The 14,319-nt window shown below is 67.3% G+C and carries 16 protein-coding genes; 10 read left to right on the forward strand and 6 right to left on the reverse strand.

The window, feature by feature from the left end; translation table 11 throughout:
• Positions 1-83 precede the first annotated feature (83 nt).
• The gene (locus tag AC3ITN_RS18080) at positions 84-950 is read left to right on the forward strand and encodes an ankyrin repeat domain-containing protein (protein ID WP_489391408.1); all 867 of its coding nucleotides are present in this window, start codon (positions 84-86) and stop codon (positions 948-950) included.
• A 70-nt stretch (positions 951-1,020) separates the two neighbouring features.
• Here AC3ITN_RS18080 and yegS read toward each other — a convergent pair whose 3' ends face one another.
• The 4 genes from yegS to AC3ITN_RS18100 form a co-directional block, all read right to left on the reverse strand.
• Complete coding sequence (gene yegS / locus AC3ITN_RS18085) at positions 1,021-1,947, reverse strand: lipid kinase YegS (RefSeq protein WP_313345345.1); 927 nt, start codon at positions 1,945-1,947, stop codon at positions 1,021-1,023.
• 218 nt (positions 1,948-2,165) lie between these two features.
• Positions 2,166-2,657: a GNAT family N-acetyltransferase gene (locus tag AC3ITN_RS18090; protein ID WP_313345347.1), complete on the reverse strand. Its 492-nt coding sequence runs from the start codon at positions 2,655-2,657 to the stop codon at positions 2,166-2,168.
• Positions 2,658-2,659: 2 nt separating this feature from the next.
• Complete coding sequence (rpe, locus tag AC3ITN_RS18095; RefSeq protein WP_068854293.1) at positions 2,660-3,337, reverse strand: ribulose-phosphate 3-epimerase; 678 nt, start codon at positions 3,335-3,337, stop codon at positions 2,660-2,662.
• A 39-nt stretch (positions 3,338-3,376) separates the two neighbouring features.
• A complete protein-coding gene (locus AC3ITN_RS18100) occupies positions 3,377-3,706 on the reverse strand; it encodes a J domain-containing protein (RefSeq protein WP_313345351.1) in 330 nt (109 codons plus the stop codon).
• A gap of 143 nt (positions 3,707-3,849) precedes the next feature.
• On the opposite strand from AC3ITN_RS18100, the gene AC3ITN_RS18105 reads away from it, so the two are divergent.
• From AC3ITN_RS18105 to AC3ITN_RS18140, 8 genes are all read left to right on the forward strand, one after another.
• Complete coding sequence (locus tag AC3ITN_RS18105) at positions 3,850-4,776, forward strand: phosphoribosylaminoimidazolesuccinocarboxamide synthase (protein WP_489391409.1); 927 nt, start codon at positions 3,850-3,852, stop codon at positions 4,774-4,776.
• 290 nt (positions 4,777-5,066) lie between these two features.
• Positions 5,067-5,552, forward strand: coding sequence for an Mpo1 family 2-hydroxy fatty acid dioxygenase (locus AC3ITN_RS18110; RefSeq protein WP_489391410.1), 486 nt, complete (start codon positions 5,067-5,069; stop codon positions 5,550-5,552).
• A 375-nt stretch (positions 5,553-5,927) separates the two neighbouring features.
• On the forward strand, positions 5,928-8,756 hold the full coding sequence (locus tag AC3ITN_RS18115; protein ID WP_489391411.1) for a monovalent cation/H+ antiporter subunit A: 2,829 nt from the start codon (positions 5,928-5,930) through the stop codon (positions 8,754-8,756).
• Entirely contained in the window at positions 8,756-9,142 is a 387-nt protein-coding gene (locus tag AC3ITN_RS18120) for a Na+/H+ antiporter subunit C (RefSeq protein ID WP_489391412.1), read from the forward strand. The genes AC3ITN_RS18115 and AC3ITN_RS18120 overlap by 1 nt, the downstream gene beginning before the upstream one ends.
• Positions 9,139-10,674 carry a monovalent cation/H+ antiporter subunit D gene (locus AC3ITN_RS18125; RefSeq protein WP_489391413.1) on the forward strand — a complete coding sequence of 512 codons (1,536 nt, stop codon included), beginning with the start codon at positions 9,139-9,141 and terminating at the stop codon, positions 10,672-10,674. The genes AC3ITN_RS18120 and AC3ITN_RS18125 overlap by 4 nt, the downstream gene beginning before the upstream one ends.
• A complete protein-coding gene (locus AC3ITN_RS18130; RefSeq protein ID WP_489391414.1) occupies positions 10,671-11,177 on the forward strand; it encodes a Na+/H+ antiporter subunit E in 507 nt (168 codons plus the stop codon). The genes AC3ITN_RS18125 and AC3ITN_RS18130 overlap by 4 nt, the downstream gene beginning before the upstream one ends.
• Complete coding sequence (locus AC3ITN_RS18135) at positions 11,174-11,458, forward strand: K+/H+ antiporter subunit F (RefSeq protein WP_068854300.1); 285 nt, start codon at positions 11,174-11,176, stop codon at positions 11,456-11,458. The genes AC3ITN_RS18130 and AC3ITN_RS18135 overlap by 4 nt, the downstream gene beginning before the upstream one ends.
• On the forward strand, positions 11,455-11,886 hold the full coding sequence (locus AC3ITN_RS18140) for a Na+/H+ antiporter subunit G (protein WP_313345368.1): 432 nt from the start codon (positions 11,455-11,457) through the stop codon (positions 11,884-11,886). Before AC3ITN_RS18135 ends, AC3ITN_RS18140 begins: the two co-directional genes overlap by 4 nt.
• A gap of 127 nt (positions 11,887-12,013) precedes the next feature.
• Here the strand turns inward: AC3ITN_RS18140 and AC3ITN_RS18145 are convergent, their stop codons facing one another.
• Positions 12,014-12,964: a sodium:calcium antiporter gene (locus tag AC3ITN_RS18145; RefSeq protein ID WP_489391415.1), complete on the reverse strand. Its 951-nt coding sequence runs from the start codon at positions 12,962-12,964 to the stop codon at positions 12,014-12,016.
• A 66-nt stretch (positions 12,965-13,030) separates the two neighbouring features.
• Positions 13,031-13,654: a hypothetical protein gene (locus AC3ITN_RS18150; protein ID WP_489391416.1), complete on the reverse strand. Its 624-nt coding sequence runs from the start codon at positions 13,652-13,654 to the stop codon at positions 13,031-13,033.
• A 131-nt stretch (positions 13,655-13,785) separates the two neighbouring features.
• Here AC3ITN_RS18150 and AC3ITN_RS18155 point away from each other — a divergent pair, with 131 nt between their 5' ends.
• Positions 13,786-14,304: a hypothetical protein gene (locus AC3ITN_RS18155; protein WP_489392968.1), complete on the forward strand. Its 519-nt coding sequence runs from the start codon at positions 13,786-13,788 to the stop codon at positions 14,302-14,304.
• Positions 14,305-14,319 lie beyond the last annotated feature (15 nt).

Consider the following 14,319-nt stretch of genomic DNA (forward strand, 5'->3'; position numbering starts at 1 on the left):
ATCCCCCCGAGCCGCGCTGGTTACCGAATACCAGAACACTTTGCTAATGTCACCCTCTTCAGGGGCTCAACATCAGGTTGGTCATGCGCATCAATCTTCACAACACGATGACAAAAGTCCTTGTAAGTGCGGCATGGCTCACACTTTTCCTCGTCAACGGGTGTGCGGCGTCGTCTTCACATGGTGCCGCTGACTACTTCGACGGAAATGCATTGCAACTGGCTATCGCCACCGAGAAGGGTGACGCGACAGCGATCCGACAGTGGATCAAGGATGAAGGTGTCAATCCCGATACAACGTTTGCCCGTCGGGATGGAATTCCACTACTCGCATGGCCGCTGCGTGCCCGCAATGTGGAAGGGCTGCGCGCGATGCTCGACAACGGCGCCGATCCGAATTCGCGGCAAGTGCGGGAGATAGACGGAAAACCTTTCAAGTTCAATAACGCAATGGTGTACGCCGTGCGTCTTGACGATCCGGTCTTCCTGCAACTGCTGCTCAAGCACGGCGGCGACCCCAATACGCGAAGCAGTGGCGGCGAGTCGCTGCTGTTCCAGGCATTCATCAACGGAAATCAGTGGACAAATGTTCAGCAGCTGGTTGAAGCGGGAGCGAAGGTAAACGAGAACAACCTAGGCAAGGCCGATACGGTGTTGAGCTGGTATACCGCCCGCGGTGGTTTCGACTCAGCATACTGGCTGCTGGAGCACGACGCGGACCCTACCCTTTCCGCACCAGCTGCTGCGGGATCCGCCCGTCCGGCACGCCAGATGATGGTGGAAGACATCTATTGGGAAATCACCACGCCAGACCTCCTGCCCTGGCAGAAGAAGTGCCAGCAATGGCTGATCGCGCGCAACATCCCACGGCCGCCGATGCCTGAGCACATCCGAAAGAAGCGCGAAGCCTTTGGATTCCCCACCAAAGAAGAAGACATCCCGCTGCTGTGAGGCAGCCGGGCAGGGCCCGGCTCTACGATCGAAGGGGTGCGCCGGGGCGCCCCTCAACGCGCGCCCGGCGTTACCGCAGCAGCGCGCTGCCGAGCGGCAGATGCATGCGCAGGCGCGCCGCCACGCAGTCGATGCGGAAGCGGCGCGCGCGCACCGGTTCGCCGTCCAGGTTCAGTGTCACCGGCTCATCCGCCTCGATCTCCACCCACGGCGCGCGCGTGCGCTCGGCCACCTGTTCCAGCGCGCCCGCCTTGCCACCCTTCACCAGTGCGGCGAGGGTCGAGGCCACTTCGCCGCTCAGTTCGGGGATGACGGTGACGTCCAGCAGGCCGTCGTCGACCAGCGCCTCCGGGCACAACACCTGCCCGCCACCGGCCTGGCGCCCGTTGCCGATGCCCAGCGCGATGAAGCCGCCTTCCCACTGGAAGTCGGGGGTGCGCAGCCGCGCCCGGATGGGGTCGATCCGGCCCAGCCGCGAGATGCCGGTGAGCAGATAGGCCAGGCCACCCAACACCTTCTTCAGGCCTTCGTCGGTCTCCACCGTCACCTCCGTGCCGAAGCCACCGCTGGCGACGTTGGCGCACCACCACAATTCACCATCGGCCTCGATGCGCAGCAGGTCGAGCGCGCAGGCCGGCTGGGCCTGGATCATCAGCAGCGCCTGCAACGGATCGTCCGGGATGCCCGCCGCCGTGGCGAAGTCGTTGGCCGTGCCCAGCGGCACCAGTCCGAGCGTGGGCAGCGCCTCGGCGGCCTCATCGCGATGCGCCAGGGTTTCCGCCACCTCGCTCAGGGTGCCGTCGCCGCCGGCGGCGATGATGGTGTCCACGCCGTGTTCAATGGCCTCGGCCACGTACCGCTCGGCGTCGCCGTCTTCCCAGGTGACCCGCACCTCCAGGGTCACTCCTTCCTCGCGAAGGGCATGGACGGCGTCCCGCAGCTCGTCATTGCCGGTGGACTTGCCGTTGAGGATCAGACGCCAGCAGGGACCACTCATGCAGCACTTCCACGGTAGGGGGAGGCGCAGGCTAGCAGTGCGGTGTTTCAGGCGCGGTGAACGTCATCAAACGGTCACCGACCATGCGGAGAATGGGAGTCCATAGCAAGGACGATGGATGGAGGCAGGATCAGCCTCCCGCTCTTCCCAGGGCCGCATCCGAAAGGGTGCGGTCTTTTTTTATCCGTGAACGTGGCGCATCGACCAACGGTCGATACCTACCGGGGCTGCGCGAACGTTTTCAGTGCTTCGCCTTCCAACCGGTACACCGTCCACTCGCTCTGCGGCTTGGCGCCCGCCGCTTCGTAGAACTTGATGGCCGGCTCGTTCCAGTCCAGCACCGACCATTCGAAACGGCCACAGCCTTCGGCCACGGCGATGCGCGCGATGTGCTGCAGCAGCGCCTTGCCGGCGCCGCTGCCGCGCTGGGCCGGGCTGACGTACAGGTCTTCCAGGTAGATGCCGTTGCGACCCAGCCAGGTGGAGTAGTTGTAGAAGTACACCGCGTAGCCGATGGCCTGGCCATCGGCTTCGCAGACCAGCGCGCGGGCCTTGGCGCCTTCCCCGAACAGGCTGTGGCGAATGCCCGCCTCGTCGGTCTGCACCGACGATTCCGCCTTCTCATAGATGGCCAGCTCACGGATGAAACGCAGGATCAGCGCGGCATCGTCAGCGGTGGCGTCGCGGATCTGCACGCTGGGCGCGCCCATGCTCAGCCCCGCGCCTTGGCGACGTTGTGGCGCATCTGGTCGATCACGTCCTTGTAGCTGATCGGCGCATTGAAGATGGCCGAGCCGGCCACGAACGCGTCGGCACCGGCGGCGGCGATCGCGCCGATGTTGTCGGCCTTGACCCCGCCATCAATCTCCAGGCGCACGTCGCGGCCGCTGGCATCGATCTTCTGGCGCACCACGCGCAGCTTGTCCAGCGCCGAGGGAATGAACGCCTGGCCGCCGAAGCCCGGGTTGACCGACATCAGCAGCACCAGGTCCAGGTCATCCAGCACCCAGTCCAGGATGTCCACCGGGGTGCCCGGGTTGAGCACCAGGCCCGGCTTGCAGCCCAGCGAGCGGATCAGCTGGATGGTGCGGTGGACGTGGCGGCTGGCCTCCGGGTGGAAGCTGATGTAGGTCGCGCCGGCCTCGGCGAAGTCCGGAATGATGCGGTCCACCGGCTCCACCATCAGGTGCACGTCGATCGGCGCGGTCACGCCGTGCTTGCGCAGCGCCTGGCAGACCATCGGGCCGATGGTCAGGTTCGGCACGTAATGGTTGTCCATCACGTCGAAGTGCACCCAGTCGGCGCCGGCGGCAAGCACGTTGTCCACTTCCTCGCCGAGGCGGGCGAAGTTCGCGGACAGGATGGAGGGGGCGATGATGCAGTTGGACATGGCCGGTGCCTTGAGGACGTAGAGAGGGGCCGCGCGCGCTCAGCGCTTGCGCAGGGTCTTGATGCGGTCGTAGGCGGCATTGAGCTGGCGCGACTTGCGCTCGGCCTGCTGGCGCAGCTCCGGGGCGGCGCCGACGACCTTGTCGGGGTGGTACTGGGACATCAGCCGGCGGTAGGCCAGGTCGACCTCGGCGTCGGTCGCCTCGGAGGTCAGCCCCAGGTCCCGGTAGGGGTTCTCCCTGTTCAGGCGGAACCAGTCGGCATCGAAGGCATGCCCGATCAACAGGCCGATGGCGGCCCCGAACAGCGGATTGGGCCTGAAAAGCAGGGCGCCAGCGATGAATCCGAGCAGTTTTCCGTACCAGCGCATGGGGGTCCGGGCGGCCGTGGCGACAAAGGGTCCTCATTTTACGTCACAGCGGGGCCAACCCGCTTTACACTAGGCCGCCCGCTGTCTCTGCGGGCCCTCCGGGTGCCCTGGACAGCTGTCTCGACGAAGCCTCAGGAGTGCCCGTGCCGACCACGTTGTTGCAATCCGATCTCCCCGGCCTGCCCTTGCGCCATCGCGGCAAGGTGCGTGATGTTTTCGACATTCCGCGCGAACGGCTGCCCGCCGGCACTCCGCCGGGGGACTACCTGCTGATGGTCGCTACCGACCGTCTGTCGGCCTTCGACGTGGTGCTTCCCGATCCGATTCCGGGCAAGGGCGAAATGCTCTGCCAGGTGTCGAACTTCTGGTTCGCCAAGACCGCGCACCTGATGCCCAATCACCTGACCGGCATCGACGTCGCCAGCGTGCTGCCCGAGGGCGTGGACGCGGCGCTGTATGCCAAGCGCGCGGTGGTCACCCGCAAGCTCAAGCCGGTACCGGTGGAAGCCATCGCACGCGGTTACCTGATCGGCAGCGGCTGGAAGGACTACCAGCGCACCGGCAAGGTCAGCGGGATTGAACTGCCCGACGGCCTGCGCCAGGCCGAGCGGCTGCCCGAACCGATTTTCACCCCCTCGACCAAGGCCGCCGTGGGCGACCATGACGAGAACATCGACTTCGATGCGATGGTGAAGGCAGTCGGTGCGGACCTGGCCGAGCGGGTGCGCGACGCCACGCTGCGCATCTATGCGTTCGCCGCCGACTACGCGCGTGAGCGCGGCATCATCCTGGCCGACACCAAGTTCGAGTTTGGTACCGATGCCGATGGCCGCCTGTACATCATGGACGAGATGCTGACGCCGGATTCCTCGCGTTACTGGCCGGCCGACGAGTACGAGGTGGGCACCAGCCCGCCGAGTTACGACAAGCAGTTCGTGCGTGATTACCTGGAGACGCTGGACTGGGGCAAGACCGCCCCGGGCCCAAGCATCCCGGCGGAGATCATTGAACGCACCCGCGCCAAGTACGCCGAGGCGCTGCAGCGTCTGGCGGGAATCTCCGTCGATTGATGGATGCCCCCGCCGCCTTGCAGGTGGCGGGGGAACCGCGGAGGTTCGGGGCCGGTGGGTCCGGGGCCTGTGGGTCCGGGGCCTGTGGGTCCGGGGCCTGTGGGTCCGGACCGGTAGAGCTGACTGTTAGTCAGCTGCGGCGCGCAGCGCCGCGTTTTGGGTCATCGCGTAAGGCAGCGGACTAACAGTCCGCTCTACACAGTCCGCTCTACCCCGTCAGCTGCGGGGCGCAGCGCTGCGTTTGGGGCCCTCGCGCTGCGGGAGTATCCTGTGCCCACTCCGGAGGCTCAATGTCCACGACGACCCAGCTTGTGCGGCCCATCGACCGCTACTTTGCCAGCTACTCTGATGACCACCGCAATGCACTCAACCAGCGCATCCATGTGGTGGCCGTACCGGCGATCCTGTGGTCGGTGGTGGCCCTGCTGTGGTGCCTGCCGCCGCTGATCACCTGGTTCCAGAACGGTATCTGGGCCGCCTTCGCGATGTTCACCGCCTGGAGCTTCTACAACCGGCTGTCGCGGCCGCTGGGCATCGGCATGCTGGTGGTGTTCTTCGTGTTCGGCTGCCTGTGCCGCCTGCTGGAGGCCGAAATCGGGCTGCAGCACCTGCTGTGGGTGGCGATCGGCGTGTTCGTCGTGGCCTGGATCGCGCAGTTCATCGGGCACAAGTACGAAGGCCGCAAGCCCAGCTTCCTGACCGACCTGACGTACCTGCTGATCGGCCCCGCCTGGGTCCTGGCCAAACTGTACCGCCGGCTCGACTGGCGCTATTGAGCATCCAGGCCGGGCCTCCCTCCGGCGATGCGGCATCAAACCTGAACGAGATGGATGCTCACTGAGGCTGCACACCCCGCCCTCCAGCATCGTCGTGCACGGCCCTTCCCGCCCGCAGTCCATTCATGCTGCAGCCAGCTCCAATGGCCTTTCAGGCCCTGCGGTTGCTGGGTGCGGCCGGTTTCAGGCACCACATCCGGCAAAGTCGCGCCGACGCTTCCATACGGCACGCACAGCTGCCGAATGGGGCCGTTTTTTGCCCAGAAAAAATGAATCACGCACGTTGCATGCAATTGGTGGCGTAATCGGGTGTATCGGCGACAAATGCCTGCCTGTTAGACTAAACGGCCTGCTCGTGAATCCCGCATTCCCTGCATGAATCCAAGCCTGCTCCTGCTGCTCGCCCTGCCCTTCCTGTTGGCAGCGGCGGTCGCCATCTTCCGCCGCAGTTCCCGCGCGACCGCCGCATGGCTGGCCGCCGCTGCCCCCGTGGGCGGGCTGGTGCTGCTGGCGACGATGACCCCCGACATCCTCAACGGCGGGGTCGTGCGCAGCTTCGGCGAATGGCTCCCGCAGATCGGGCTGGCCTTCTCATTGCGCCTGGACGGCCTGGCCTGGATGTTTGCCGGGATGGTGCTGGCCATCGGTGCGCTGGTGGTGATGTATGCGCATTACTACCTGAGCCCACGCGACAGCGCCCACCGCTTCTACTGTTACCTGCTGCTGTTCATGGGCGCCATGCTCGGCATGGTGCTCTCGGGCAACCTGTTGCTGCTGATGGTGTTCTGGGAAATGACCAGCATCAGCTCGTTCCTGCTGATCGGCTTCTGGTCGCACCGCCAGGACGCGCGCGAAGGTGCGCGGATGGCGCTGGTGGTCACCGGCGGCGGCGGCCTGGCCCTGCTCGGCGGCGTGCTGCTGATCGGCCGCATCGTGGGCAGCTTCGAGCTGGACGTGGTGCTGGCCGCCGGCGATGTCATCCGCGCCCACGCGCTGTATCCGTGGGCGCTGTTCCTGGTCCTGGCGGGCATCTTCACCAAGAGCGCGCAGTTCCCCTTCCACTTCTGGCTGCCGCAGGCGATGGCCGCGCCCACCCCGGTGTCGGCGTACCTGCATTCGGCCACCATGGTGAAGGCCGGTGTGTTCCTCCTGGCGCGGCTGCACCCGGCGCTGGCCGGCAGCGAGCTGTTCTTCTACACGGTCAGCGGGATCGGTGCGCTCACCCTGCTGATCGGGGCGTGGAACGCGATCTTCCAGCATGACCTGAAAGGCCTGCTGGCCTACTCGACGATCTCCCACCTGGGCCTGATCACCCTGCTGTTCGGCTTGTCCACGCCGATGGCGGTGGTGGCCGGCGTGTTCCACATCCTCAACCACGCCACCTTCAAGGCCTCGCTGTTCATGGCCGCGGGCATCATCGACCACGAGACCGGCACCCGCGACATGCGCAAGCTCGGCGGCCTGCGCCGGTTGATGCCCTTCACCAGCGCACTGGCGATCATCGCCTCGCTGGCCATGGCCGGCATTCCGCTGCTCAACGGCTTCCTGTCCAAGGAGATGCTGTTCGCCGAGGCGATCACCGCGCAGGGCCCCGAGCCGATGCGCATCGCGGTGTCCATTGCCGCGCTGCTGGCCGGCGTGTTCGGCGTGGCCTACAGCCTGCGCTTCGTGCACGACACCTTCTTCGGCAAGGGACCACACGACCTGGACCGCGTGCCGCATGAGCCGCCGCGCTTCATGAAGGTGCCGGTGGAAATCCTGGTGGTGGTCTGCGTGGCGGTGGGCGTTGCCCCGGCGATCACCATCGCGCCGGTGCTGCACGCGGCCGCGTCGTCGATCCTCGGCCCGGCCATGCCGGCCTACAGCCTGTCGATCTGGCACGGTTTCAACCTGCCGCTGGCGATGAGCCTGGCCGGCGTGCTGGGCGGCATCGCCCTGTACTTCGGCCTGCGCAGGCTGATCAACCTGCACGCGGTGGTCACCCGCACCATCGGGCGCAACATTTTCCACAAGCAGCTGGACCTGGTGTTCGGCTTCGCCCATCGGCTCACCCAGGGGCTGGCCAACGGCAGCCTGCAGCGCATGCTGATGGCGCTGGTGGTGGTGGCGATCGTGGTCGCGGCGGCACCGTTCGTGGCCAACCCGGTCTCGCCCAACTGGCCCTCGCCACAGCCGATTCCGCTGCTGGGCTGGGCACTGTGGCTGGTCATGATGTGCTGCGCGCTGGGCGCGCTGTTCGTCTACCGGCAGCGTCTGCTGGCGGTGCTGGTGGTGGGCGGCGTGGGGCTGATGGTGTCGCTGACGTTCGTGTTCCTGTCCGCGCCCGACCTGGCCTTGACCCAGTTGCTGGTGGAAATGGTCACGCTGGTCCTGATGCTGCTCGGCATGAACTACCTGCCGGTGCAGTCGCCGCCGGAGAAGTCGCGCTGGCGTAAGCGCCGCGACGCGCTGATCGCGGTGATCGGCGGCGGCGGCCTGGCCGCGATGGCATACAGCGCGATGACCCTGCCGCCCAACACCATGGCCGGTGAGATGCTCGCCCGGGCGCTGCCCGAGGCGTATGGCGAGAATGTGGTCAACGTCATCCTGGTCGACTTCCGCGGTTTCGATACCTTCGGCGAGATCACCGTGTTCGGCATCGCCGCGCTGGTGGTGCACGCCATGCTGCGGCGTTCGCGCATGGCACCGGAGCAGATCATGCCGGGACCCCCGATCAAGCTGCCGGTGCCGGCCGACCTGGCCCAGATCATGTTCCCGCTGACGCTTACCGTCTCGATCTTCCTGTTCCTGCGCGGCCACAACGCGCCCGGTGGCGGCTTCATCGCCGGCCTGGTGCTGGCCGTACCGCTGCTGATCCAGTACGTCATCCAGGGCACCACATCGGTGGAGTCGCGCTTCGGCTTCGACTATATCCGCTGCATCGGTGCCGGCCTGCTGATCGCCATCGTGAGCGGCAGCGCGTCGATGCTGTTCGGCGTGCCGTTCCTCACCAGCGGGCATCTGGATCTCGAGCTGCCGCTGATCGGCACGGTGCCGTTGGCCAGCGCGATCGGCTTCGATACCGGCGTGTACCTGGTGGTGTTCGGCGGCGCGATGCTGATGCTGTCGATGATGGGCACGATCAAGCCTTCGCGCACCCGCAATGCCCGCAAGGGAGAGATCGATCCCAACCGTCGTTCGGCACGTACCGGGGAGATGCACTGATGGAACTGGCCCTGGCAAGCGCGATCGGCGTACTGAGCGCCATCGGCATCTACCTGCTGCTGCGCGCGCGCAGTTTCGACGTCATTCTCGGCATGACCTTCCTGTCCTACGCCACCAACCTGCTGATCTTCGCGGGTGGCCGGCTGGTCAGCGGCAAGGCGCCGGTGTTGAAGGAAGGCCTGGACTACCACCTGGGCAATTACACCGATCCGCTGCCGCAGGCGCTGGTACTGACTGCGATCGTGATCGCATTCGCCATGACCGCGGTGAGCATCGTGCTGGCCATGCGCAGCCGCAGCGACAACCACAGCGACCACGTCGACGCGCATGAGGAAGAGCCCACCGGGGCGCCCGACACCGCACCTGGCCGGGAGGGCGGCGCATGAACCATGCGGTGATCCTGCCCATCCTGATTCCGCTGTTCGGTGCCGCGTGTTCCCTGTTCGTCGAACACCGCCGCTACGGGCCCACCGTGCAGCGCAGCGTGGCGTGGACCACGCTGGCCGCCCTGGCCGCCGCGGTGGGGCTGCTGTTCGCACAGACCGCCGATGGCACCATCGCGGTGTACCTGCTGGGTGACTGGCCCTCGCGCCTGGGCATCGCGCTGGTGGGCGACCGGCTGTCCAGCTGGATGCTGCTGACCACCCTGCTGCTGGCCATTCCCTGCCTGCTGCATGCGTGCTCGGGCTGGGACCGCCGCGCGCCGCACTTCCACGCCCTGTTCCAGTTCCAGCTGGTCGGGCTCAACGGTGCCTTCCTGACGGGCGACATCTTCAACCTGTTCGTGTTCTTCGAGGTGATGCTGATCGCCTCGTACGGCCTGCTGCTCAGCGGCGGGCGTGGGCTGCGCATGCGCATCGGCCTGCACTACGTGGTGTTCAACGTCACCGCCTCGACCCTGTTCCTGATCGCGCTGGGCCTGCTGTATGCCTCGCTCGGCTCGCTGAACATGGCCGAGCTGTCCCAGCGCATCGCCGAGGTGCCCGCCAGCCACCTGACCCTGGTCAAGGCCACGTTGGGCCTGCTGTTGCTGGTGTTCTGCAGCAAGGCGGCCTTGATGCCGCTGTACCTGTGGCTGCCCGAGGCCTATGCGCGCGCACCGGCGGCGGTGGCCGCGCTGTTCGCGATCATGACCAAGGTCGGCCTGTATGCGGTACTGCGCGTCAGCACGCTGTGGTTCGGCGAGGATGCCGGCCCGATGGCCGGCTACGGCAGCACGTGGCTGCTGTGGGCGGGCATCGCCACGCTGGTGCTCGGCGGGCTGGGCGTCCTGGCCGCCGCGCGCCTGCGCGTGCTGATCTCCTATCTGGTGGTGGTGTCGGCGGCAACGTTGTTCATCGCCTTCTCGATCCGCACCCCGCAGGTGCTGTCGGCCGGCCTGTACTACCTGCCGCACAGCACGTTCGTGGCGGCCGCGCTGTTCCTGGTGGCCGACCTGATCCGACGCCGCCGCGGCGGCGCCAGCGACCGCAAGGAAATCATCGCGCCGATGCCGGGCAAGGAAACCCCTGCCGTGCTGTTCCTGATCGCCGCGGTATCGGTGGCCGGGCTGCCGCCGCTGTCCGGCTTCCTGGCCAAGGCGGCGCTGCTGGCCGGCATGCCCGCGCCGTATACCGGCGTGGTCTGGGCGGCGGTACTGGGCAGCAGCCTGATGGTGATCGTCGGCATCACCCGCGGCGGCATCCGCTTGTTCTGGCGCGTGCCGGTGGTGGAGGAAGGCGTGCCGCCGCCGCGCAAGGCGCCCACGCGCACCGTTGAGCTGTTCGCCGCCGCGCTGCTGCTCTGCTACGGCATCGGCATGAGCGTGTTCGCCAATCCGTTGATGCAGTACACCGACGCCATGGCCACCCAGCTGCTGCAGCCTCACGAGTACGTGGGTGAGCTGCGCGCGACCACGCCGGAGATCCGCAACCCATGACGCGCCGACGCTCCCTGTACCGCCGCGTGTTCCCCTCGCCGTCGCTGAGCGTGATGGTGATGGGGTTCTGGGTGCTGATGTCCGACAGCTTCACGCTGGGCCAGATCCTGCTGGGCATGGTGCTGGGCGTGGCGGCGCCGCTGTTCGCCGCGCGGCTGGACCGCGAGTTCGCGCGCATCGGCTCGCTGCGCCCCGTGCCCAAGCTGATCTGCGTGACGCTGTGGGACATCCTGGTGTCCAACATCCGCGTCGCCATCCAGGTGCTGGGCCCGGAGCGCCGCATCCACCCCGGCTTCATCTGGTTGCCGCTGGACATCGCCAACATCCACGGCATTGCCGCGCTCACCAGCATGATCACCCTGACCCCGGGCACGGTGTCGGCCGCGCTGTCCGACGATCGCCGCTACCTGCTGGTGCATGTGCTGCACCTGGATGATCCGGACGAGCTCATCCGGCAGATCAAGCACCGCTACGAAGCCCCGCTGATGGAGATTTTCCCATGACCGGTTTCACGTTCATCCAGACCACCATGGCCGTGTGCATGCATGTGGTCGGTCTGGCGATGCTGCTGGCCACCTGGCGCCTGCTGCGTGGCCCCACGGTTCCGGATCGCATCCTGGCGCTGGACACGCTGTCGGTGACGGCCATCGCCGAGCTGATGCTGTTCGGCATGTACCTCAATTCGGCGGTGTATTTCGAAGCGGCGCTGGTGATTGCGATGCTGGGCTTCGGCAGCACGGTCGTGCTGAGCAAGTTCGTGCTGCGCCGGGACATCGTCGAATGATCACCTTCATCCAGATCGTGCTGTCGCTGCTGCTGCTGTTTGGCTGCTTCTTCATCCTGGTCGGCGCGCTCGGCCTGGTGAAGCTGTCCACGTTCTTCAAGCGCCTGCACGCGCCGACCAAGGCCAGCACGCTGGGCGTGGGCTGCGTGCTTCTGGGCTCGGTCTGCTACCACATCTTCCTGGGCGAGGACCCGCAGCCGCGCGAGCTGCTGATCACGGTATTCCTGTTCATCACCGCACCGATCAGCGCCCACATGATGGCCAAGGCCGCGCTGTCGCTGATGATGGAGAAGCGCCCGACGCTGCCGGGGCATGAGACCGCGAAGGAAGAGCAGCTGCCGCCGCCTCGCCCGCGCAATGAGAACGAAGAGCGCCCTTCCGACGAACGCGTCGCCACGCGTCCGGATCCAACCGCGCCCACGGAATAAAAGCTCTCTAATAATTCCGGTAGAGCCACGCCCTGCGTGGCTTCGCGGTGCCGAAACACAAAGCGCAGCCACGCAGGGCGTGGCTCTACGCATCTTCCGGCACCGCGAAGACACGCACGGCGTGTCTCTACCCGATGAGAGCCAGCTCCAGCGCGATCCACGCCGCGAAGGCCAACAGCAGGATCCCACCCTCGCGGCGGCTGATGGTCAGGTCGCCACGCAGCATCGGGTACAGCACCAGCACGAAGGCGATCGCGGCCGGCAGTTCCAGCTTCACGAACGACCCGGGCAGCGTCAGCGGGCGCAGCACGGCCATGCCGCCCACCACCACCAGCAGGTTGAACAGGCTGGAGCCGATCACGTGGCCCAGCACCATGTCGCCCTGGCCACGGCGCGCGGCCATGATCGCCGCCGCCACTTCCGGCAGCGCCGTGCCGATCGCCACGGGCAACAGGCCCACCAGCACCGGCGACCAACCCAGGCCGGCCCCCATCACCGGCGCGGCCGCCACGATCCAGCGCGCGCCGTAGTACAGGCACACCCCCGCGAACAGCACGCGCAGGACATTGAGAAACAGTCCGGTGCGCGTCATCGCGTAACCCGCAATGGCCTCGCGCACCGGCTCGGCTTCGCGCCGCGCGCTGCGCAGCAGGAACACCACGGTGGCAACGAAGCCCAGCAACAACAGGCCGCCTTCCCAGCGCGTGACCACACCGTCCAGGCCGAACACGATCAGCGCCAGGCTGGCCACGGCCAGCACCACCAGCAGCGGTGACAGCAGCCGCGCCCGCACCAGCAGCGGTGCCGCCAGCGCCGCCATGCCCAGGGTCAGGCCCACGTTGACGATGTTGCTGCCCACCGCGTTGCCCAGCGCCAGTTCTTCAGCGCCCACCACGAAGGCACGGCCATTGACCACCAGCTCCGGCAGCGACGTACCGAAGGCGACCAGCAACAGGCCGGCCACGAACGGCGATGCCCCGAAGCGCTGGGCCAACCCGGAGGCGGCCTTGACGATCGAGTCGCCGCCCAGTGCAAGCAGCAGCAGGCCAAGCAGGAACCAGGCAGTGGCAGTGATCATCAGGCGTTCCCCAGGGTGGCGTGGCCCGATTCTAGGGCCACTGCAGGTTCAGCGGGCAAACCCGGCTCAGGAGCAGCCTTCCACGTAGTCTACCTGCGGGGTCTTGCCGACCCGCCAGGCGGTGACGTTGCCGTCGCCGTTGATCTCGAAGTTGACCAGCGCCCCACCCTCGGTGGCCGGCCGCACGCGCAGGTTGTGGCCGCGCTCGTCATACTTGTGCGGCGTGAGGTCGCCGCGGTCGGGATACAGGGTCTGCAGCTGCCCCAGCGACATGCCGACCTTGCCGCCGCCCGGCGCCACGGTGCGGTCGTTGCGGACGTCATAGCGCACCAGGCGCTTGCCCTCGATCATCAGGATCACGTCCTCGGCCTGCGCGCCCTGCGGACGCAGCGCGTGACAGTAGTCGTCGGGCACGTCGCCCTGCAGCGGTGCCTTCCACGCGGCGCGAACCTGGTCCAGCGTGCTGCCCAGGGTCAGCGGACCGTACCCGTCCAGGCGCGCCGGCCCCTGTGCGGCAGCATCGGCGGCCTGCGGAGCGGCTGTTGCGGTCCCTGCTGCTGCCGGTGCCGGTGCGGGAGTGGATTCAGGCACCGCGGCCTCCGCATCGGTGGAGGGGGTCTCCGGCGCCCGCCCGCACCCCGCCAGCGCCAGTGCCACGCCCAACGCCATAACGCTTCCAAGCTGCTTCATAGGTTCGTCCTCCGGTCAGTGGCCGCAGGCTAGCGTGGCGGGCGTGCAGCCCGTGCATGCAGCCGGGGTCTGTCATCAGCGTTACACCTGCAGCGATCAGGCTCGGCCTGCACCGCTTCGACCCCACGCCCATGCAACCGCGCAAGACCGACCTCGCCCACGACGCCCTGCAGGCCCACCGTGCGCCGCTGGACATGCGCCAACGGCGCCTGCTGATCCTGTGCGACGGCCAGCGCGACCTGGCCCAGCTCACCGCCCTGATCGGGCCGGAAGCATCGGCGATGGTGATCCAGCTGATCCAGGCCGGCTACCTGGTCTCCACCGCGCCGACACCGGTGACCGCTCCCGTCGCCGCCGCAGCGGCGGTCAGCGCCCCCCCGGCCGAACGGCGCCGCTCGCTGGTGGCCGCACGCATCTACGTGCTCGGCATCCTCGAAATGCAGCGGCACCCGCAGGCCGCCGCGCTGCTGTACACGCTGCAGCAGGCGCGCAGCGACGTGCAGGTGGTGGCGGCGCTGCGCGGTGCACTGGAGGCCCTGCCCGGGCTGACCTCCGCCGGCTACTGCGAGCGGGTACGGCAGCGGCTGTTCGAAGTGCTGCCCGAGACGCATCTGGCACAGCTGGAGCAGGCCGGCGCCGTGGCCGGCTGACGCCGCGGTGGGTAC

This window comes from Stenotrophomonas sp. KH_036_B (genome assembly GCF_057839485.1).

What these genes read in the sequence shown, in the direction of transcription:
- AC3ITN_RS18115 (WP_489391411.1), top strand. Translation starts at nt 5,928, where the DNA reads ATGAATCCAAGCCTGCTCCTGCTGCTCGCCCTGCCCTTCCTGTTGGCA.
- AC3ITN_RS18155 (WP_489392968.1), top strand. Translation starts at nt 13,786, where the DNA reads ATGCAACCGCGCAAGACCGACCTCGCCCACGACGCCCTGCAGGCCCAC.
- AC3ITN_RS18120 (WP_489391412.1), top strand. Translation starts at nt 8,756, where the DNA reads ATGGAACTGGCCCTGGCAAGCGCGATCGGCGTACTGAGCGCCATCGGC.
- rpe (WP_068854293.1), bottom strand. Translation starts at nt 3,337, where the DNA reads ATGTCCAACTGCATCATCGCCCCCTCCATCCTGTCCGCGAACTTCGCC.
- AC3ITN_RS18110 (WP_489391410.1), top strand. Translation starts at nt 5,067, where the DNA reads ATGTCCACGACGACCCAGCTTGTGCGGCCCATCGACCGCTACTTTGCC.
- yegS (WP_313345345.1), bottom strand. Translation starts at nt 1,947, where the DNA reads ATGAGTGGTCCCTGCTGGCGTCTGATCCTCAACGGCAAGTCCACCGGC.
- AC3ITN_RS18090 (WP_313345347.1), bottom strand. Translation starts at nt 2,657, where the DNA reads ATGGGCGCGCCCAGCGTGCAGATCCGCGACGCCACCGCTGACGATGCC.
- AC3ITN_RS18080 (WP_489391408.1), top strand. Translation starts at nt 84, where the DNA reads ATGCGCATCAATCTTCACAACACGATGACAAAAGTCCTTGTAAGTGCG.
- AC3ITN_RS18100 (WP_313345351.1), bottom strand. Translation starts at nt 3,706, where the DNA reads ATGCGCTGGTACGGAAAACTGCTCGGATTCATCGCTGGCGCCCTGCTT.
- AC3ITN_RS18140 (WP_313345368.1), top strand. Translation starts at nt 11,455, where the DNA reads ATGATCACCTTCATCCAGATCGTGCTGTCGCTGCTGCTGCTGTTTGGC.
- AC3ITN_RS18125 (WP_489391413.1), top strand. Translation starts at nt 9,139, where the DNA reads ATGAACCATGCGGTGATCCTGCCCATCCTGATTCCGCTGTTCGGTGCC.
- AC3ITN_RS18150 (WP_489391416.1), bottom strand. Translation starts at nt 13,654, where the DNA reads ATGAAGCAGCTTGGAAGCGTTATGGCGTTGGGCGTGGCACTGGCGCTG.
- AC3ITN_RS18135 (WP_068854300.1), top strand. Translation starts at nt 11,174, where the DNA reads ATGACCGGTTTCACGTTCATCCAGACCACCATGGCCGTGTGCATGCAT.
- AC3ITN_RS18145 (WP_489391415.1), bottom strand. Translation starts at nt 12,964, where the DNA reads ATGATCACTGCCACTGCCTGGTTCCTGCTTGGCCTGCTGCTGCTTGCA.
- AC3ITN_RS18130 (WP_489391414.1), top strand. Translation starts at nt 10,671, where the DNA reads ATGACGCGCCGACGCTCCCTGTACCGCCGCGTGTTCCCCTCGCCGTCG.